This window comes from Enterobacter cloacae complex sp. P38RS (assembly GCF_014930775.1).
Taxonomy (GTDB): Bacteria; Pseudomonadota; Gammaproteobacteria; order Enterobacterales; family Enterobacteriaceae; genus Enterobacter; species Enterobacter bugandensis.
In genome coordinates, this window is the sequence record NZ_JADBRS010000006.1 from 18810 (window position 1) to 38289 (window position 19480).

At 55.3% G+C, this 19480-nt stretch carries 23 protein-coding genes; 15 read left to right on the forward strand and 8 right to left on the reverse strand.

Annotated features, from left to right (window positions below; all coding sequences use genetic code 11):
- Positions 1 to 3: 3 nt before the first annotated feature.
- Complete coding sequence (locus IM303_RS10080; protein ID WP_193359867.1) at positions 4 to 1626, forward strand: isovaleryl-CoA dehydrogenase; 1623 nt, start codon at positions 4 to 6, stop codon at positions 1624 to 1626.
- Here the strand turns inward: IM303_RS10080 and IM303_RS10085 are convergent.
- The 3 genes from IM303_RS10085 to bsmA all read right to left on the reverse strand — a co-directional run bounded on the left by IM303_RS10085 (position 1623) and on the right by bsmA (position 4479).
- Positions 1623 to 3554, reverse strand: coding sequence for a methyl-accepting chemotaxis protein (locus IM303_RS10085; RefSeq protein WP_063437230.1), 1932 nt, complete (start codon positions 3552 to 3554; stop codon positions 1623 to 1625). The two genes, IM303_RS10080 and IM303_RS10085, sit on opposite strands and share 4 nt — an antisense overlap.
- Positions 3555 to 3725: 171 nt before the next feature.
- Entirely contained in the window at positions 3726 to 4013 is a 288-nt protein-coding gene (gene yjfN / locus IM303_RS10090) for a DUF1471 family protease activator YjfN (protein WP_032644956.1), read from the reverse strand.
- A 136-nt stretch (positions 4014 to 4149) separates the two neighbouring features.
- On the reverse strand, positions 4150 to 4479 hold the full coding sequence (gene bsmA, locus IM303_RS10095; protein WP_028015263.1) for a biofilm peroxide resistance protein BsmA: 330 nt from the start codon (positions 4477 to 4479) through the stop codon (positions 4150 to 4152).
- A 137-nt stretch (positions 4480 to 4616) separates the two neighbouring features.
- Between bsmA and yjfP the strand changes: the two genes are divergently transcribed.
- A complete protein-coding gene (gene yjfP / locus IM303_RS10100; RefSeq protein WP_193359868.1) occupies positions 4617 to 5339 on the forward strand; it encodes an esterase in 723 nt (240 codons plus the stop codon).
- On the opposite strand, the gene ulaR is transcribed toward yjfP, so the two are convergent.
- Both ulaR and ulaG read right to left on the reverse strand, forming a co-directional pair.
- On the reverse strand, positions 5336 to 6091 hold the full coding sequence (ulaR, locus tag IM303_RS10105) for an HTH-type transcriptional regulator UlaR (protein WP_024907324.1): 756 nt from the start codon (positions 6089 to 6091) through the stop codon (positions 5336 to 5338). The genes yjfP and ulaR overlap by 4 nt on opposite strands.
- A gap of 110 nt (positions 6092 to 6201) precedes the next feature.
- Positions 6202 to 7266: an L-ascorbate 6-phosphate lactonase gene (gene ulaG, locus IM303_RS10110; RefSeq protein ID WP_006810379.1), complete on the reverse strand. Its 1065-nt coding sequence runs from the start codon at positions 7264 to 7266 to the stop codon at positions 6202 to 6204.
- 358 nt (positions 7267 to 7624) lie between these two features.
- Here ulaG and ulaA point away from each other — a divergent pair, with 358 nt between their 5' ends.
- From ulaA to IM303_RS10140, 6 genes are read left to right on the forward strand one after another with little or no spacing between them, the layout of a single operon-like run.
- Entirely contained in the window at positions 7625 to 9025 is a 1401-nt protein-coding gene (ulaA, locus tag IM303_RS10115; RefSeq protein WP_028015265.1) for a PTS ascorbate transporter subunit IIC, read from the forward strand.
- 12 nt (positions 9026 to 9037) lie between these two features.
- Entirely contained in the window at positions 9038 to 9343 is a 306-nt protein-coding gene (gene ulaB, locus IM303_RS10120) for a PTS ascorbate transporter subunit IIB (protein ID WP_003856022.1), read from the forward strand.
- Between the two features lie 9 nt (positions 9344 to 9352).
- Complete coding sequence (gene ulaC, locus IM303_RS10125) at positions 9353 to 9820, forward strand: PTS ascorbate transporter subunit IIA (protein ID WP_045259633.1); 468 nt, start codon at positions 9353 to 9355, stop codon at positions 9818 to 9820.
- A gap of 12 nt (positions 9821 to 9832) precedes the next feature.
- A complete protein-coding gene (gene ulaD / locus IM303_RS10130) occupies positions 9833 to 10483 on the forward strand; it encodes a 3-keto-L-gulonate-6-phosphate decarboxylase UlaD (RefSeq protein WP_023334265.1) in 651 nt (216 codons plus the stop codon).
- 9 nt (positions 10484 to 10492) lie between these two features.
- Positions 10493 to 11353: an L-ribulose-5-phosphate 3-epimerase gene (locus IM303_RS10135; RefSeq protein ID WP_192972012.1), complete on the forward strand. Its 861-nt coding sequence runs from the start codon at positions 10493 to 10495 to the stop codon at positions 11351 to 11353.
- Positions 11346 to 12032 (forward strand): L-ribulose-5-phosphate 4-epimerase, encoded by a 687-nt coding sequence (locus IM303_RS10140; protein ID WP_193359869.1) that lies wholly within the window; start codon positions 11346 to 11348, stop codon positions 12030 to 12032. The genes IM303_RS10135 and IM303_RS10140 overlap by 8 nt, the downstream gene beginning before the upstream one ends.
- A gap of 139 nt (positions 12033 to 12171) precedes the next feature.
- On the opposite strand, the gene yjfY is transcribed toward IM303_RS10140, so the two are convergent.
- A complete protein-coding gene (yjfY, locus tag IM303_RS10145; protein ID WP_041911476.1) occupies positions 12172 to 12447 on the reverse strand; it encodes a DUF1471 family protein YjfY in 276 nt (91 codons plus the stop codon).
- A gap of 340 nt (positions 12448 to 12787) precedes the next feature.
- Between yjfY and rpsF the strand changes: the two genes are divergently transcribed.
- The 5 genes from rpsF (at position 12788) to IM303_RS10170 (ending at position 15309) form a co-directional block, all read left to right on the forward strand.
- On the forward strand, positions 12788 to 13183 hold the full coding sequence (rpsF, locus tag IM303_RS10150; RefSeq protein WP_014068637.1) for a 30S ribosomal protein S6: 396 nt from the start codon (positions 12788 to 12790) through the stop codon (positions 13181 to 13183).
- Between the two features lie 6 nt (positions 13184 to 13189).
- On the forward strand, positions 13190 to 13504 hold the full coding sequence (gene priB, locus IM303_RS10155) for a primosomal replication protein N (protein ID WP_028015270.1): 315 nt from the start codon (positions 13190 to 13192) through the stop codon (positions 13502 to 13504).
- Between the two features lie 4 nt (positions 13505 to 13508).
- A complete protein-coding gene (gene rpsR, locus IM303_RS10160) occupies positions 13509 to 13736 on the forward strand; it encodes a 30S ribosomal protein S18 (protein WP_000135199.1) in 228 nt (75 codons plus the stop codon).
- Between the two features lie 41 nt (positions 13737 to 13777).
- The gene (gene rplI / locus IM303_RS10165; RefSeq protein WP_006810372.1) at positions 13778 to 14227 is read left to right on the forward strand and encodes a 50S ribosomal protein L9; all 450 of its coding nucleotides are present in this window, start codon (positions 13778 to 13780) and stop codon (positions 14225 to 14227) included.
- A 152-nt stretch (positions 14228 to 14379) separates the two neighbouring features.
- Positions 14380 to 15309, forward strand: a complete 930-nt coding sequence (locus tag IM303_RS10170) for a DMT family transporter (protein WP_028015271.1) — start codon at positions 14380 to 14382, stop codon at positions 15307 to 15309.
- A 46-nt stretch (positions 15310 to 15355) separates the two neighbouring features.
- Here the strand turns inward: IM303_RS10170 and IM303_RS10175 are convergent, their stop codons facing one another.
- Positions 15356 to 15994: an OapA family protein gene (locus tag IM303_RS10175; RefSeq protein ID WP_192972016.1), complete on the reverse strand. Its 639-nt coding sequence runs from the start codon at positions 15992 to 15994 to the stop codon at positions 15356 to 15358.
- A 233-nt stretch (positions 15995 to 16227) separates the two neighbouring features.
- On the opposite strand from IM303_RS10175, the gene fklB reads away from it, so the two are divergent.
- Together fklB and cycA are read left to right on the forward strand one after the other, a co-directional pair.
- A complete protein-coding gene (gene fklB, locus IM303_RS10180) occupies positions 16228 to 16848 on the forward strand; it encodes an FKBP-type peptidyl-prolyl cis-trans isomerase (RefSeq protein ID WP_008502892.1) in 621 nt (206 codons plus the stop codon).
- 312 nt (positions 16849 to 17160) lie between these two features.
- Positions 17161 to 18570 carry a D-serine/D-alanine/glycine transporter gene (cycA, locus tag IM303_RS10185; protein ID WP_041911474.1) on the forward strand — a complete coding sequence of 470 codons (1410 nt, stop codon included), beginning with the start codon at positions 17161 to 17163 and terminating at the stop codon, positions 18568 to 18570.
- 86 nt (positions 18571 to 18656) lie between these two features.
- Here cycA and ytfE read toward each other — a convergent pair whose 3' ends face one another.
- Positions 18657 to 19319 (reverse strand): iron-sulfur cluster repair protein YtfE, encoded by a 663-nt coding sequence (gene ytfE / locus IM303_RS10190; RefSeq protein ID WP_045631260.1) that lies wholly within the window; start codon positions 19317 to 19319, stop codon positions 18657 to 18659.
- Positions 19320 to 19480 lie beyond the last annotated feature (161 nt).

Sequence of the window (19480 nt, forward strand, 5' to 3'; positions counted from 1 at the left end):
AGCATGCACTGGCAGACCCATACCGTTTTTAATCAACCAGCCCCACTCTCTAACAGCAACCTTTTCCTCTCTGACTGCGCCCTGCGCGACGCGGTTGTGCGCGAGGGTGCCGAGTGGGATATGGATCTTCTTGCCAGCATTGGACAACAGTTAGGTACGGCGGAGTCGCTGGAGCTGGGCAGGCTGGCGAACGTGAATCCGCCGGAGCTATTACGCTACGACCCCACGGGAGAGCGGCTGGATGACGTCCGCTTTCATCCGGCATGGCACCTGCTGATGCAGGGGCTCTGCGCTAACCGGGTACATAATCTGGCATGGGAGGAAGAGGCACGAAAAGGTTCTTTCGTCGCCAGGGCCGCGCGCTTCGTGCTCCATGCTCAGGTAGAAGCGGGGACGTTATGCCCGGTGACCATGACCTTCGCCGCCACGCCGCTGTTGCAGCAGTCGCTGCCCAAACCGTTTCATGAATGGTTAACGCCGCTGATGAGCGACCGTTACGATCCCCATCTCGCGCCGGGTGGGCAAAAGCGCGGCCTGCTGATCGGCATGGGAATGACGGAAAAGCAGGGCGGCTCGGACGTGCTCAGCAACACCACCAGAGCGGAAAAATGCAGCGACGGCAGCTACCGGCTGGTGGGCCACAAATGGTTTTTCTCCGTGCCACAGAGCGATGCGCATCTGGTGCTGGCGCAGGCGAAAGGCGGTTTGTCCTGCTTCTTTGTCCCGCGTTTCTTACCCGACGGACAGCGCAACGCCGTACGGCTGGAACGTCTGAAAGACAAGCTCGGCAACCGCTCGAACGCCAGCAGCGAGGCGGAGTTCCTCGATGCCTCCGGCTGGCTGCTGGGTGAAGAGGGAGAAGGCGTGCGGCAAATCCTGAAGATGGGCGGGCTGACGCGCTTCGACTGCGCGCTGGGCAGCCACGGGCTAATGCGCCGGGCGCTTTCCGTGGCGCTGTACCACGCCCATCAGCGTCAGACCTTCGGCAAAAACCTTATCGATCAGCCGCTAATGCGTGAAGTGCTAAGCCGTATGGCGCTGGTGCTGGAGGGACACACGGCGCTGCTGTTCCGTCTGGCCCGGGCGTGGGATAACCGCACCGACCCGCAGGAGGCCGCCTGGGCGCGGCTTTTTACCCCAGCCGCAAAATTCAGCGTGTGCAAAGCGGGTATTCCGTTCGTGGCGGAGGCGATGGAGGCACTCGGCGGGGGCGGGTACTGCGAGGAGAGTGAACTTCCACGCCTGTATCGCGAGATGCCGGTGAACAGCATCTGGGAAGGATCGGGCAATATCATGTGCCTGGACGTGCTGCGGGTGCTGGCGAAGCAGTCAGGTATCCACGACCTGCTTGCCGACGAGTTTGCCCAGGTCAAAGGGCAGGACAGACACTTTGACCGCAGCTGGCGGCAGCTTCAGCAAAAGCTGCGTAAACCGCAGGAGGCGCAGGGGAGGGAGATAGCTCAGCAGCTCTTTTTGCTGGGGGCCGGCAGCCAGATGCTGCGGCACGCATCGCCGCCCGTGGCGCAGGCGTGGTGCCGCATGATGCTGGATACCCGTGGCGGTACGCTCATGAATGAGCAGGTGCAAAGCGATCTGCTGCTGCGCGCCACGGGCAGGGTTGGCTAGCGTTTAAGCTGGAACAGGCTGACCAGTTGGGTAAGGTGTGACCCTTTCTCGCGCAGCGTGCGTGCGGTTTGCTCGCTGCGTGAGATGCGATCGGCATTGATATGCGACGCTTCGCCAATGTGGGTCATGGCAAGATTGACCTGGCCGATCCCCGCGGACTGCTCGCGTGACGCGTGGTTAATCTCCGTGACCAGCTGGCTGATGTTGTCGATATGAACGATGATGGAATCCATCGCCAGACGCGTCTGTTCAGACAGCGCATGGCCTTCGCCCACTTTTCGCAGGGTATCGCCAATCAGATGTTCAATCTCCTTCACCGCGTTGGCGCTTCGACCTGCCAGGGCGCGAACTTCCTGCGCGACCACAGCAAAACCTTTTCCATGCTCGCCTGCGCGTGCCGCTTCTACCGCCGCATTCAGCGCCAGAATATTAGTCTGGAACGCGATGGACTCGATCACGCGGGTGATGTCTTCGATACGTTTTGACGCTTCGCGAATGTCGTCCATGGTGGCAACCGCATGGGTCACCGTTTCACCACCCTGATGAACCGCGCGCGAGGTTTCACCTACCAGCTGCTGCGTTTGCTCCATGTTGGCGGCATTTTGCTGCACGGTCGCGGCCAGTTGCTCCATGCTGGCGGAGGTCTCTTCAACGCTGCTGGCCTGCTTGTTGATCTGCTCGGAGATGTCTCCGGTATCGGAGGCCAGCGCATTGGTGCCCAGATGGATCTCGCCCGCGGCCTCGCGGACCTGCAGGACAATTTTTTGTAGCCCATCACCGATACCGTTAATGGCTTCAACCAGCTGGCCAACCTCATCCTGGCGGGTCACGGGCAGGCTGGAGCGTAAATCGCCCGCGGCATACTGGCGGGCAAGGTCAATCACGTTACGCAGCGGACGGGTCAGCATCCGGCGAATAAGCACCACAAACAGGCCCGCGAAGAGGACGGACAACGCTACGCCGGCCAGCAGGAAACGGTCGCGCATGGCGTTAACGCTTGAGAGCAGGACTGATTTATCCACTTCACCGACGATGGTCCAGTTCCAGCCGGGCAGCGGCGTATAGGCCATTTTCAGCGTGCGACCGTCGTCGCTTACGCGTTCCAGCGAGCCTGAGGAATCGCTCAACAGCTGCTGTTGGGTGGCGCTATCCCACTTCGGCAGTTTTCCCTCTTCGCTGGCGTGGAACAGATACTGACCGCGCGTTTTGCCGTTGCTGCGGTCCAGCACGAAGAAGTGCCCGCTCTCGCCCAGGCGGCGGTTGAGGATTTTCTCGCGCATGACATTCCAGGAGTGAGTGATATCCACCCCAACGAAGATGATCCCGATAACCTGACCTTCACTGTTCTTCACGGGCTGGTACTGGGTTATGTAGCGCTTGCCAAACAGGAGCGCCAGGCCGCGGTATACCTCGCCTTTCGAGACGGAGGCAAACGCCGGGCTGCTCGTGTCCAGAACCGTCCCCATAGCGCGATCGCCGTTCTCTTTGCGCAGGGAGGTGGCAACGCGAATGAAGTCGTTACCGCTGCGAACAAACAGCGTTGAGATCGCTCCCGTACGGCTCAGAAAATCATCAGAAAACGTTGTATTTTCATGGAGTTCAGCGTCGCCCCCTTTCAGCAGGGGAACGGCGAGCCCGTTTATGGTCCGGGTCTGCTGAGTATCGACGCTAAACGGCTGAGGCAGAAATGTCGTAAACAGTCTGGTGTAGCTTTCGACTTCTTCGCTCAGGCTGGTATTAAACATCTGCACCATGTCGACCATACCGGTGGACTGATTATGCAGATCTTCGACCGCGAGGGCTTCAAGCTGCTGGCTGGCTTTTTGGCTGAGCAGGAAAGTGAAAAGCAGAAACAGTGTGGCGACACTGACGCCCGTCAGCAGCGACAGCTTTGTTCCAAGGCCCGCACGGCGGAAAACATTGATCATAAATTGCTCATCATTGAAAAGGTATGGTTCTTCAACGGCAGAGCGGAGATTACGTTTACTGAATTAATGTAACAAAATGTTATTCTATTGTTTTAGAGTAGTTTTAAATTAGATAAAAAATTTGCAAAAACGAAAAGCCACTAAAATTAAGTGGCTTTTATCAGGAAGGATTTATACGTAGAGAATGGCCTGTACCCGCCACTGGTCGATATGGTTATCTTCCTGCATCTGGATGATGCGATACCATGACGCGCCCTGTTCATCGGCCTTTAATGCCACGATACGTTCAACGTCTTGCGGGCTCCCCGGAATGTTATTGACGGAGATCTGGCCTATTTCATTCAGACCTGTTACGCAATCCGCACTGGCGAATTCTGCTGACTGCGCGGTGGTGCTCACCAGGCCTGCAGAGAGCAACAGAGAGGTCAAAGCAAGAGTTCGTTTCATCGTCAGCTCCATTTCACATATTTCCGGTATCCGCCGGGCAATCCTTCGCGAATAAACTCCCATTCCTTGTCGCTGGCATGGAGTTTATTGTGGACAGGAAAATGTCTATGGACGCAAAGCAGTGTAAATGTCGTTCAAAGGTAAACCATTATTTCCGGTACAAAATGGCTTGTGAATACCACTGTCCCGTTATGATGGTTTCGTCGATCATAATAATGACGTAATAATCTGCTTTGGCAGCGACGGCTTGTGCCTTTATTGCGTCTTCTGCATCATCCGGCGAACCGCGAACGAGCGCGGAGACGGTGCCCATTCGCTGTAATCCTTCCGTCTGATTACGACGAATCTCCTGCGGATGATCGGCAACCGGGGGAGCGGGTTGCGGTGTACCCTGCAGTGCGCTACAGCCGCTGAGCAGAAACACCAGCAATAAAGCAGCAAACCTGTGCATAACCATATCTCGTTTCCTGTTAGCCATAGTGTAGTTGTCTGCGAATTTAGTTTTGGGGGAATGTTCCCGAAGTGTTATCTGGGGCGTAATTTTCGAATGAAAATAGCGTCAAACCGTAATCCAGTTCTCAACATTATGAATCATTCATTCGTACAGGGTCGACAATGATTGAAATTGAAATACGCCATCTCGGCGACCATGAAATTTTACACGCTGTGCCGGCAGGGAAACGTGATAAATCGCTGCCTGTTGTGGTTTTTTATCATGGGTTTACCTCATCGAAACTGGTTTACAGTTATTTTGCAGTGGCGCTGGCTCAGGCGGGTTTTCGCGTGGTAATGCCGGATGCGCCTGACCACGGCGCGCGCTTTACGGGCAATGAGCGGGCGCGACTGGGGCAGTTCTGGCACATTCTGCACGGCAGCATGACCGAGTTTGCCGGGTTGCGCGATGCGCTCTATGAGGCAGGGCTGGTGGCCGATAATCGGCTGGCGGTGGCCGGGGCGTCGATGGGCGGCATGACGGCGCTGGGGATTATGACGCATCATCCTGACGTGCGATCTGTCGCCTGTCTGATGGGCTCGGGCTATTTTACCTCGCTGGCGAAGACGCTTTTCCCCCCTCAGGATTTAACGGAAATTACGCCGATGCTGGCAGAGTGGGAAGTGACCCGGGCATTGCCGCGCCTGGCCGATCGCCCGCTGCTGCTATGGCACGGTGATGCGGACGATGTTGTCCCGCCCGATGGAACCTTCCGCCTGCAGCAGGCGTTAAAGAATGAAGGACTGGACGCTAATCTGACCTGTTTGTGGGAGTCAGGCGTCCGCCACCGCATCACGCCAGCGGCGCTGGACGCCACGGTGGCGTTTTTCCGCAAGCATCTTTAAACGCGCAGGACTTTGACGCCCTGATCTTCCAGCTTCTGGAGGATCTCGGGGTTCGCCCCTTTGCCGGTGATCACCATGTCGATCTGTTCTGCGCGGCTGAACAGCATGCCTGCGCGTTCACCGACTTTGCTGCTGTCGACCAGCACAACGAGCTTGCCCACCACGTTGAGCATGTTTTGTTCCGCCATCGCGGTCAGCATATCGGTTTTATACAGGCCGTCAGCGGTCAGGCCTTTGCCGCTGGTAAACATCCAGTGCCCGGCGTAGAGACTGTTTTCGCTGTCCTGCGGGCTGAGCGTGATGGACTGGCTTTTGTTGTACTGGCCGCCCATGATCACCACGCTTTCATGTTCCTGATCGATCAGGTAGTTAGCCAGCGGCAAATAGTTGGTAATGATTTGCACCGGCTTGCCGCACATTTCACGGCCCAACAAAAACGCCGTGGAGCCGCAGTTGATGACGACGCTCTCACCGGGGTTCACCAGCTGTGATGCCGCTCTGGCAATCCTTACCTTTTCATCGTGATTCTGCGCCTGATGAATATTCATCGGCGACCAGCGTGGACGCTGCTGGCTGATGGCTTCTGCGCCGTTGCGGACTTTTTTCAGCTTGCCGCTCTCATCCAGCTTGTTGATGTCTCGCCGCGCGGTGGCGGGGGAGATCCCTAAACGTTCGATCACTTTCTCGACGGTGATAAACCCTGTTTGCGCCAGGAGTTCCAGTAAAATTTGATGCCGTTGCGCTTCCGTCATGAGCTATTCCGATAAGAATTGATTTTAAAAGATGATATTTGAAATAGCATGAAATTACTAAAATAAATATGAAATCGCCAGACACAGGGTCTGGCGATGTGGCCTCACAATCAGAGGAAGGATTTGAACGGGAGATCTGGCTCAATGGTGAAGCAATCATCGAAGCCGCGCGGGTAGTGATACTCGAGATTGTCTTTGTCCAGCGGCCAGGTGAACTTGCCGCCTACCTGCCAGATAAAGGGCTTGAAGCCGTACTTTAGGCGGTCTTTTTTCATCTCCCACAGCACGCGGATCTCTTGCGGATCGGCCTGGAAGTTTGACCAGATATCGTGGTGGAACGGGATCACTACTTTGGTGTTGAGCGCTTCCGCCATGCGCAGCATATCGGCGCTGGTCATTTTGTCCGTAATACCGCGCGGGTTTTCCCCGTACGAGCCCAGCGCCACGTCAATCTGATGTTCGTTGCCGTGCTTCGCGTAATAGTTAGAGTAGTGGGAATCACCGCTGTGATACAGGGAGCCGCCCGGCGTCTTGAACAGGTAATTCACCGCACGCTCGTCCATGCCGTCTGGTAGTACCCCAGCAGCCTTCTGGTCGGCTGGCAGGGTAATCAGCGCGGTACGGTCAAAGGCATCCAGCGCGTGGATTTCAATGTCTTTAATTTTCACCACGTCGCCAGGCTTCATCACGATGCAGCGCTCTTTAGGCACGCCCCAGCCAATCCAGAGATCTACGCAGGTTTGCGGCCCGATAAACGGTACGTCGTCCGCGCAGTTTTGCATCACCGCTGCCGCCACGTTCACGTCGATATGGTCGTTGTGATCGTGAGTAGAAAGCACGGCATCGATCTGGCGAATGGCAAAAGGATCAAGCACAAACGGCGTGGTGCGCAGGTTCGGCTGGAGCTTTTCCACGCCGGCCATACGCTGCATCTGGTGGCCTTTTTTCATCAGCGGGTTACCGTGGCTCTGTTTGCCGGTGCCGCACCAGAAATCGACGCAGATATTGGCGCCGCCTTCAGATTTCAGCCAGATACCGGTGCAGCCCAGCCACCACATTGCAAACGTGCCAGGAGCAACCTGTTCCTGCTCGATCTCTTCGTTCAGCCAGCTACCCCACTCCGGAAAGGTGCTCAGAATCCATGACTCACGGGTAATGGTTTTCACTTTACTCATCGTTTTGACTCCTGGTTTAATCAAAAGTAATCACATGGTGATTCGTTATGATTAATGCTGGCACTATTTGACGTGCTTTGCAATGGTCAAAATGCGGAATTTTATCTGCGCGACTTCACGGACTCTCCACTCTTTACTTGTTAGATTATCCTGCATTAAACATTAATTTCATGAATTATAAGGATTAATTTATTTTTGTGGTGCGGTAGTGAAAATCATTACTAACAGCATGGAAATAAATTGCGTGATGCGTCACAAATAATCAAATTCAATCTTGTGGTGATTATTTGTGATTAATAGAGTGATGGCACCAACCGCACAGGGATTGCCCCTCGTGTTCTCATTTCTGGAGAGAGTTATGGAGATCCTCTACAACGTCTTTACCGTTTTCTTTAATCAGGTAATGACCAACGCCCCGCTGTTGCTGGGTATCGTGACGTGCCTGGGGTACATCCTGCTGCGCAAAAGCGTCAGCGTGATTATTAAAGGCACCATCAAAACCATTATCGGTTTCATGCTGTTGCAGGCGGGGTCAGGCATTCTGACCAGCACGTTTAAGCCGGTCGTCGCCAAAATGTCGGAAGTGTATGGCATCAACGGCGCTATCTCTGATACGTACGCCTCAATGATGGCGACCATCGATCGCATGGGTGATGCCTATAGCTGGGTGGGGTATGCGGTGCTGCTCGCGCTGGCGCTGAACATCATTTACGTGCTCCTGCGCCGCATTACCGGCATTCGCACCATTATGCTCACCGGGCACATCATGTTCCAGCAGGCGGGGCTGATCGCGGTTTCTCTCTATATCTTCGGTTACCCAATGTGGACCACGATTATCTGCACCGCGGTGCTGGTCTCGCTCTACTGGGGTATCACCTCCAACATGATGTACAAGCCAACGCAGATCGTGACCGACGGCTGTGGCTTCTCCATCGGTCACCAGCAGCAGTTTGCCGCCTGGATTGCCTATAAAGTTGCGCCGTACCTGGGCAAAAAAGAGGAGAGTGTCGAAGACCTCAAACTGCCTGGCTGGTTGAATATCTTCCACGACAACATCGTCTCCACCGCGATTGTGATGACCCTCTTTTTCGGCGCCATTCTGCTCTCTTTCGGCATTGACGTCGTGCAGGCGATGGCGGGTAAAACCCACTGGACGGTCTATATCCTGCAGACCGGTTTCTCCTTCGCGGTAGCGATTTTCATCATCACTCAGGGCGTGCGTATGTTCGTCGCCGAGCTGTCGGAAGCCTTTAACGGCATCTCTCAGCGCCTGATCCCTGGTGCGGTACTGGCGATTGACTGTGCGGCTATCTATAGCTTTGCGCCAAACGCCGTCGTCTGGGGCTTTATGTGGGGCACCATCGGCCAGCTGATTGCGGTGGGCATCCTGGTGGGCTGCGGCTCCTCAATCCTGATCATTCCTGGCTTTATCCCGATGTTCTTCTCCAACGCCACCATTGGTGTGTTTGCTAACCACTTCGGCGGCTGGCGCGCGGCGCTCAAGATCTGCCTGGTGATGGGCATGGTGGAAATCTTCGGTTGCGTGTGGGCGGTCAAGCTCACCGGTATGAGCGCCTGGATGGGCATGGCGGACTGGTCAATTCTGGCCCCACCGATGATGCAGGGCTTTGCCTCCGTCGGTCTGGCCTTTATGGCCGTCATCATCCTGATTGCTCTGGCTTATATGTTCTTCGCTGGCCGTTCGCTGCGAGCTGAAGAAGATGCGGAAAAACAAACAGCAGAAGTGTCTGCTCATTAAGGAGTTTCGATTATGACCGTACGTATCCTGGCTGTGTGTGGCAATGGGCAAGGTAGCTCCATGATCATGAAGATGAAAGTGGACCAGTTTTTGACCCAGTCAAACATCGACCACACGGTGAACAGCTGCGCAGTGGGTGAATACAAAAGTGAACTGAACGGCGCGGACATCATCATCGCTTCAACTCATATTGCCGGTGAGATTAGCGTGTCGGGCAACAAATATGTGGTAGGCGTGCGCAACATGCTCTCGCCTGCGGATTTCGGGCCAAAACTGCTGGAAGTGATCAAAGAGCACTTCCCACAAGACGTGAAGTAAGGACGCCACATGAAACTACGTGATTCGCTGGCAGAGAATAACGCCATCCTTTTACAGGCCGACGCCAGCACCTGGCAGGAAGCGGTGAAGCTGAGTGTGGATCTGCTGGTTAAAGCGGACGTTGTCGAGCCGCGCTATTACCAGGCCATTCTGGATGGCGTGGCGCAGCACGGCCCCTATTTCGTGATTGCGCCGGGCCTGGCCATGCCGCACGGCCGCCCGGAAGAGGGCGTCAAGAAAACCGGGTTTGCGCTGGTGACGCTGAAAACGCCGCTGGTGTTCAACCACGAAGATAACGACCCGGTCGACATTCTCATCACCATGGCGGCCGTTGATGCCAACACCCACCAGGAGGTGGGCATCATGCAGATCGTCAACCTGTTTGATGACGAAGCCAATTTTGACCGTTTACGCGCCTGCCGCACCGCGCAGGAAGTGCTGGATTTAATTGATAACGCCACTGCGGCGGCCGTTTAAGAGGAATTGAACATGTCATTACCAATGTTGCAAGTTGCGCTGGATAACCAGACGCTGTCTCACGCTTACGAAACCACCCGCCTGATTGCGGAAGAGGTGGATATCATCGAAGTGGGGACCATTCTGTGCGTGGGCGAAGGCGTGCGCGCCGTTCGTGACCTGAAAGCGCTCTATCCGCACAAAATCGTGCTGGCGGATGCCAAGATTGCTGACGCAGGCAAAATCCTTTCCCGCATGTGCTTTGAAGCCAACGCCGACTGGGTCACCGTGATCTGCTGTGCGGATATCAACACCGCCAAAGGCGCGCTGGACGTGGCAAAAGAGTTTAACGGCGACGTGCAGATTGAACTGACCGGCTTCTGGACCTGGGAGCAGGCGCAGGAGTGGCGCGATGCGGGCATCCAGCAGGTGGTGTATCACCGCAGCCGCGATGCGCAAGCCGCAGGCGTGGCGTGGGGCGAAGCGGATATCAGCGCGATTAAGCGTCTGGCGGATATGGGCTTCAAAGTCACCGTCACCGGTGGCCTGGCGCTGGAAGATCTGCCGCTGTTCCAGGGTATCCCTATTCACGTCTTTATCGCTGGCCGCAGCATTCGCGACGCGGCATCTCCGGTGGAAGCGGCGCGTCAGTTCAAACGCTCAATCGCTCAGCTTTGGGGTTAAGGAGCGGGTATGTTGTCAAAACAGGTCCCGCTTGGCATCTATGAAAAGGCACTCCCTGCAGGGGAGTGCTGGCTGGAGCGGTTACGGCTGGCAAAACAGCTGGGTTTCGATTTTGTCGAAATGTCCGTGGATGAGACGGATGTGCGCCTTTCTCGCCTGGACTGGAGTCGCGAGCAGCGCCTGGCGCTGGTGGGCGCCATTGCCGAAACCGGCGTGCGCGTGCCGTCCATGTGTCTGAGCGCCCACCGCCGTTTTCCGCTCGGCAGTGAAGACGATGCCGTGCGCGCTGAAGGGCTGGAGATCATGCGCAAAGCCATTCGTTTTGCGCAGGATGTCGGCATCCGCGTGATCCAGCTGGCGGGTTACGACGTCTACTATCAGGAAGCCAACGACGAAACGCGCCGTCGTTTCCGTGACGGCCTGAAAGAGAGCGTTGAGATGGCAAGCCGCGCGCAGGTCACGCTGGCGATGGAGATCATGGACTACCCGTTGATGAACTCCATCAGCAAGGCGCTGGGCTATGCGCACTATCTGAATAACCCCTGGTTCCAGCTTTATCCGGATATCGGCAATCTGTCGGCCTGGGATAACGACGTGCAGATGGAGCTGCGGGCGGGCATCGGGCATATCGTGGCGGTGCACGTCAAAGATACCCGCCCTGGCGTGTTTAAAAACGTACCGTTCGGCACCGGGGTGGTGGATTTCGAACGGTGCTTCGAGACGCTCAAACAGACAGGGTATTGCGGGCCTTATCTGATTGAGATGTGGAGCGAAACGTCAGACGATCCGGCTGCGGAAGTGGCAAAAGCGCGGGACTGGGTGCGCGAGCGTATGGCGCGCGCGGGGTTACTGGAGGCTGAACATGCTTAAGCTGAAACAGCAGGTCTTTGAGGCCAATATGGATCTGCCGCGCTATGGCCTGGTAACGTTCACCTGGGGCAACGTGAGCGCCATCGACCGAGAACAAGGTCTGGTTGTGATCAAGCCGAGCGGCGTGGCGTATGAAACCATGAAAGCGGACGATATGGTGGTGGTCGACCTCGAAGGAAACGTCGTTGAGGGCAAATGGCGTCCTTCTTCTGATACGGCGACCCATCTGGCGCTGTACCAGCGTTATCCATCGCTGGGTGGCGTTGTGCATACCCACTCCACGCACGCCACCGCCTGGGCACAGGCGGGGCTGGCGATTCCGGCGCTGGGAACAACGCATGCGGACTACTTCTTCGGCGACATTCCCTGCACGCGGGCATTATCGCAGGCTGAAGTAGAAGGGGAGTACGAACGCAACACCGGCAAGGTGATTATTGAAACGCTGGGTGAAACTGAACCGCTGCATACGCCGGGGATTGTGGTGTATCAGCACGGTCCGTTCTCCTGGGGTAAAGATGCCCACGACGCCGTTCATAATGCGGTTGTCATGGAGGAAGTGGCGCGCATGGCGTGGATTGCCCGCGGCATCAACCCACAGCTTCAGGGCATTGACGATTACCTGATGAACAAGCATTTCATGCGCAAGCACGGCCCGAATGCCTACTACGGGCAGAAGTGAATAAGTGCTCTGGAATACCGAAAAACAGTTGTAACCGGTGGTATTCCGGAGCCATTCACAAAAAAAGCCCCCGGACAGGGGGCAACGTCAACTATGGCTATGTTCTCGTTGTTGGCTTTCCTGGTGCTAGCGTTAAGGGTTACCGGTAGATATCTGCACTGGCGTGCATATTGCCGTTGCTGCCGGGCTCACGGGTTAACATCACGTGGTAATAGGTTGCGCCCTGGGCATCGGTCTCTTCATTTAGTGCCCGATCTGCTTCGCTTTCAGTGGCGAAATTATGATTGATATAGATTACGCCTAAGCTATGCACATCATCCATGTTTCTGGCCTGCCGGCCGTCTATTTTGATGGCTGCCATCGCGTTTGCACTGAGCAAAAGCGCCGCCATTATGGCTACTGCGATTTTTTTCATGATATGCGCTCCACGACTGCGTGCTGTGTGAGAGGAATACTCCTTCTTTAATTCAGTTGATCTCTGATTAAAGTGTAATCATTCCTCCGGCGGGGATGCGTGACCATTTCTGATGCAGTTGTTCAAAAAAACAACGCTTCCTGATGCGATTAATTTTAAATCACCCACTTAGACCAGCTTTACGCTTTGTGCGAATTATTTGTGCAATCAGCTTGAGTTTCCTGGGGGGGGCAAGTATTATGACGCGTCAATTTTTCAGCCGACCTTTAACACGTTCCTTGCCTCCCCGGGCCTCGGCTGACCCAGACAGGAGGCTGAATAATCCGTAAGGAGCAATTCGATGCGTCATTACGAAATCGTTTTTATGGTCCATCCTGACCAGAGCGAACAGGTTCCGGGTATGATCGAGCGTTACTCTGCTGCCATCACTGGTGCAGAAGGTACGATCCACCGTCTGGAAGACTGGGGCCGCCGTCAGCTGGCTTACCCGATCAACAAACTGCACAAAGCACACTACGTTCTGATGAACGTTGAAGCGCCGCAGGAAGTGATCGATGAGCTGGAAACTACCTTCCGCTTCAACGATGCCGTTATCCGCAGCATGGTTATGCGTACCAAAAACGCAGTTACCGAAGCATCTCCGATGGTTAAAGCGAAAGACGAGCGCCGTGAGCGTCGCGATGATTTCGCAAACGAAACCGCAGATGATTCTGATGCTGGGGATTCTGAAGAGTAATTTCTGATGACCAACCGTCTGGCGTTGTCCGGCATCGTATGCAGGGCTCCCCTTCGAAAGGTCAGTCCATCAGGAATTCCGCATTGCCAGTTCGTGCTTGAGCATCGTTCTGTGCAAGAGGAAGCCGGGTTTCACCGGCAGGCGTGGTGCCAAATGCCCGTTATTATTAGCGGACACGAAAACCAGGCCATTACTCACAGTTTAACGGTCGGTAGCGCAGTAATCGTTCAGGGGTTCATCTCTTGCCACAAGGCAAAGAACGGCCTGAGCAAAATGGTTCTGCATGCCGAGCAGATTGATTTGATAGATACTGGAGACTAGCCATATGGCACGTTATTTCCGTCGTCGCAAGTTCTGCCGTTTCACCGCGGAAGGCGTTCAAGAGATCGACTATAAAGATATCGCAACGCTGAAAAACTACATCACCGAAAGCGGTAAGATTGTCCCAAGCCGTATCACCGGTACTCGTGCAAAATATCAGCGTCAGCTGGCTCGCGCTATCAAACGCGCTCGCTACCTGTCCCTGCTGCCGTACACTGATCGTCATCAGTAATCGGGCACGGTCCATTAATACGACTTTAAGAGGATAAGGTAATGCAAGTTATTCTGCTTGATAAAGTAGCAAACCTGGGCAGCCTGGGTGATCAGGTTAACGTTAAAGCGGGCTACGCTCGTAACTTCCTGGTTCCACAGGGTAAAGCTGTTCCAGCTACTAAGAAAAACGTAGAGTTTTTCGAAGCACGTCGCGCTGAACTGGAAGCCAAACTGGCTGACGTTCTGGCGGCTGCTAACGCTCGCGCTGAAGCAATCAACGCACTGGGCACTGTTACCATCGCTTCCAAAGCTGGCGACGAAGGTAAACTGTTCGGTTCCATCGGTACCCGCGATATCGCTGATGCAGTTACTGCAGCAGGCGTTAAAGTGGCTAAGAGCGAAGTTCGCATGCCGAACGGCGTTCTGCGTACCACTGGTGAGCACGAAGTTGACTTCCAGGTTCACAGCGAAGTGTTCGCTAAACTGGTTGTTAACGTTGTAGCTGAGTAATTTTTTACTCTGCTCGCGTCGAAGCGCCGGCCTTGTGCCGGCGTTTTGCTATTTAAAGCTACCGGAAATTCTCTTTTTATCTCGTATGGTAGCTATTCCTGACGCATTCTCTGATAATAAATTGAAACGCAATTTTATTTATGAGATTTGTCATGGATACCGCTCTGCCCACGCCCGTCTTTGCCCGTCGACATGTGGCCTACGCCTGCGCCACGCTCTGCTGCCTGCTTTGGGGGAGCTCGTACCCGGCCATTAAAAATGGCTACGAACTCTTTCAGATCGCGACCGATGATATTCCGTCCAAAGTCGTTTTTGCCGGATACCGTTTTCTGTTTGCCGGTGCCTTGCTGCTGCTGTTTGCGCTGGCCCAGCGCAAACCGATTGGCAGGCTCACGCCCGAGCAGTTTGGCCAGCTCACGATCCTCGGGCTGACCCAGACCACCATTCAGTACACTTTCTTCTATATAGGACTGGCCTACACGACGGGGGTAAACGGCTCAATCATGAACGCCACCGGGACTTTCTTCAGCGTACTGCTGGCGCACTTTATCTACCACAATGACAAACTCAGCTATAACAAAACGCTGGGCTGTATTCTTGGGTTTGCCGGTGTGATGCTGGTGAACTTTCACAGTGGGTTAAGCGATTTCCAGTTTGTCTGGAAAGGCGACGGTTTTGTGGTGCTGGCGGCTTTTATTCTCTCTGCCGCCACGCTTTACGGGAAACGTATTTCCCAGACCGTCGACCCAACGGTGATGACCGGCTGGCAGCTGGCGATAGGCGGGGCTGCGCTGGTTGCGGGAGGTTATGCCACGGGCGGAACGCTGGAAGTGCACAGCATGAAGGCCGTTGCGGTGCTGGGGTATCTGACGCTGCTCTCATCGGTGGCGTTCGCCCTGTGGAGCGCGCTGCTGAAAGTGAACCGGGTAAGCATGATTGCTCCGTTCAACTTTGTCATTCCTGTTGCAGGGACGGTGCTTTCCGCCATCTTCCTCGGCGAAAACATCCTGGATATCAAATATGCGATTGCGCTGGTGCTGGTCTGCTCGGGGATCTGGTGGGTGAATAAACGGAGTGCCTGAGAACAAAAGTGCCGGGTGGCGACTTCGCCTTACCCGGCATACGCCATTAACGTGCTCTGATGAAACTGCCGTCCGGCTGGCGGGTAAACAGCACCTGCTGCCCATTTCCGGTATCAATGGTCAGCCCGGTGACCACCCCGCTGGCGTTCTGGCGAATCTGCACCATCTGGCCGTTCTGTAAGTTACTCAGCGGTTTACCTGCGCCTTCCACTTTTGCCATGGCATACACGTCGGTCGGCGGCAGATTGTGATCGCGGAAAAGCTGTGCCAGGGTTTTTCCCGGCTCCACGCGATAGGAACGCCACTGCTGCTCGATGCCGGTCGGCTGCTGGGTTTGCGGCTCAGACGGCGCTGCGGCCTGCTCCTGTTCATCCTGAACGGGTTCGGGTTCAACAGGCGCGACCTGACCTGGATCGTTAGACGGGGTTACCAGCTGCGTCTGCATCGGCTGCGCGTCAGACTGCGGCCGCGTTTGCGACTGAAGATCCAGCTGCGCATTGCGGGTGACCGGCGCGGTATCAACATCATCACCGCCGGAAGGAAGCAGGAAGCCCACGATCACCATCAGCGCACCAATGATGATCCCCCTGCGGTGCAGAGGAGGCAGCGGGTCCATAATGCGAAAATTGTCCGGCGCCTGCCAGATTTTCGCCAGGGTAGGTTTCAGTTCAAATCGCCCGGGCATGGCTCTCCTCCTGCTCCGCGTCTTTTATATCCTGTGCTTCGAAGTATAGTTCGCTAACTGCCTGAACGACGTAGCAAACCGGACATCCGTGACATCAGTTCGGGATTAATCCTGGTTGTCTCTATTGTTTCTGTTTCGTCGCGGTTTGTCACCTTAACTTCAGACAAAGTTTTACCCATAAGGGCATGGCTGATATGCTGCCCGCTACTTTAAATGTGATGGAAGGAAAACCCATGACCACCCCGACTTTTGACACTATCGAAGCGCAGGCAAGTTACGGTATCGGCTTGCAGGTAGGACAGCAGCTGAGCGAATCCGGCCTGGAAGGTCTGTTACCTGAAGCGCTGGTGGCGGGTATCGCTGATGCGCTGGAAGGCAAACAGCCTGCCGTTCCGGTTGACGTTGTGCATCGTGCGCTGCGTGAAATCCACGAACGTGCTGACGCTGTGCGTCGCGCGCGCTTCGAAGAGATGGCAGCCGAAGGCGTGAAATATCTGGAAGAGAACCGCGAGCGCGAAGGCGTGAACAGCACCGAATCCGGCCTGCAGTTCCGCGTGATCAACCAGGGCGACGGCGCTATCCCGGCGCGTACCGACCACGTTCGCGTGCACTATACCGGTAAGCTGATCGACGGTACCGTGTTCGACAGCTCCGTGGCGCGCGGCGAACCGGCTGAGTTCCCGGTCAACGGCGTTATCGCCGGCTGGATCGAAGCCCTGACCCTGATGCCAGTGGGTTCCAAATGGGAACTGACCATCCCGCACAACCTGGCTTACGGCGAGCGTGGCGCTGGCGCGTCCATCCCGCCATTCAGCACCCTGGTCTTTGAAGTCGAGCTGCTGGAAATCCTGTAATCGACTTTTCTTATTTCCTCTCTCCGCCCGGGGAGAGGAAAATAGTGATAAAACCCATAGTTACGACGGAATCAACATTTTATCTTGCAAACGAAACTGTTGCGTGTATTTTTGTGAGCTGTTTCGCGCTGTATGAGTGATATGACACTCACTTTCAACATATTATTAACATAATATCTAAATCATAGTATTCATCCCGCCGATTCTTACCTAATATCGATAAACCCTTACGAAGGGACCGTCATTTATTTGACGTTTTTAAAGGCCAGAAGAGCCTTAACAACACAGACAGGCATAAACAGGAAAAATTACATGGTAGATCAGGTCAAAGTCGCCGCTGCAGAAGAGGCGACGTCTGAACAGTCGCTACGGCGCAATCTCACAAACCGTCATATACAGCTTATCGCCATCGGCGGTGCCATCGGCACCGGGCTGTTTATGGGGTCGGGCAAAACCATCAGTCTTGCCGGGCCGTCGATCATCTTCGTTTATATGATCATCGGTTTTATGCTCTTCTTCGTGATGCGCGCAATGGGTGAATTGCTGCTCTCGAACCTCGAATACAAATCCTTCAGCGACTTCGCGTCGGACCTGCTCGGCCCGTGGGCGGGCTATTTTACCGGCTGGACCTACTGGTTCTGCTGGGTGGTCACCGGCATGGCGGACGTCGTGGCGATTACCGCTTACGCGCAGTTCTGGTTCCCGGGGCTGTCGGACTGGGTCGCCTCGCTGGCGGTGATTATTCTGCTGCTGAGCCTGAACCTCGCCACCGTGAAAATGTTCGGTGAGATGGAGTTCTGGTTCGCGATGATCAAGATTGTCGCTATCGTAGGGCTGATTGTGGTGGGCCTGGTGATGGTCCTGACGCACTTCCAGTCGCCAACGGGCGTTCAGGCGTCCTTCACCCATCTGTGGAACGACGGTGGCTGGTTCCCGAAAGGCATCAGCGGCTTCTTTGCGGGCTTCCAGATTGCGGTGTTCGCGTTTGTGGGGATTGAGCTTGTCGGAACGACCGCTGCGGAAACCAAAGATCCGGAGAAGTCCCTGCCGCGCGCCATCAACTCCATACCGGTGCGTATCATCATGTTCTACGTCTTCGCGCTGATCATCATTATGTCCGTGACGCCGTGGAGCTCCGTGGTGCCCAGCAAGAGCCCGTTCGTTGAGCTGTTCGTGCTGGTAGGGCTGCCTGCTGCGGCGAGCCTGATTAACTTCGTGGTGCTGACCTCTGCGGCATCGTCTGCGAACAGCGGCGTGTTCTCAACCAGCCGTATGCTGTTTGGTCTGGCTCAGGAGGGCGTAGCGCCGAGCGCCTTTGCGAAACTCTCTAAACGTGCGGTACCGGCGAAAGGGCTGACCTTCTCCTGCATGTGCCTGCTGGGTGGCGTGGTGATGCTCTACGTAAACCCAAGCGTAATTGGCGCGTTTACTATGATCACCACGGTGTCGGCGATCCTGTTCATGTTCGTCTGGACCATTATCCTGTGCTCGTACCTCGTGTACCGCAAACAGCGTCCGCACCTGCATGAGAAGTCGATCTACAAGATGCCGCTGGGCAAGCTGATGTGCTGGGTGTGCATGGCGTTCTTCGTGTTCGTGCTGGTGCTGCTGACGCTCGAAGATGACACCCGTCAGGCGCTGATCGTCACGCCGCTGTGGTTTATCGCGCTGGGGCTGGGCTGGCTGTTTATCGGTAAGAAACGGATGGCAGGCATGCGTTAAGCATATTGCCGGGTGGCGCTGACGCTTACCCGGCCTATGTTCGAGGACGTTGTAGGCCCGGTAAGCGCTAGCGCCACCGGGCTTTTTTATTCCCCCGCCAATGCCCGCGGGAACAGCACGTTATTCTCAAGACTGATGTGCTCCATCAGGTCGTCAATCATCTCGTTAATGCCGTTGTACATCGCTTTCCAGGTGGTGCACGCTTCCGGCGGCGGCGTGACGTTGTTAGTGGTGTGTTTGATCACATCCAGCAGTTCGCCCGCGTCATCGTGCTCGCTTTCCATTACGCTGATAGGCCCCATCGCCTGGCTTCCCATTCCCTGTTTAATCATCGGGAAGAGGATCTGCTCTTCTTTCATCATGTGGCTGGAAAGCTCTTCATGCAGCATGGTCAGGTATTTTGCCAGACCGCGCGGCACGGAAGGCTTGTCGGCATGTACGCGCTCAACTTTCGTTGCCTGCAGGATCAGCTCAGGCAGCTGTTCACGGTGGCGGTCGTGGTAACGCACGATGATATGGTCGATGATTTCCGTGAGCGGGGCGGTGCGCCAGTCTTTTTCAACAGGCTGTTCAGCCAGCAGCGCCAGTTCCGCTTCGATAGCCTCCACGTCCAGTTCCTTGCGCGAGGCCGCTCGCGCCAGCGTTTGCTTACCGCCGCAGCAGTAATCCATATCGTATTTACGGAACAGCGCGGAAGCGCGAGGGATGGAGAGCGCCAGCTCGCCGAGGGGTTGGTCGCGAAAGGCCATAGCAGTTACCTCGTTATTAAAAATATAAAATGCATATTAAATGCATCTTTAAGGCGGCGCTATAACCCTTTAGAGGGAAGGGGGAAAGTGCGACACGGATCACAAAAAAATGTCCCGTTTAACTCCCTGAATGGATTTAGGAAAGTGGTTTAGAAAGTTTT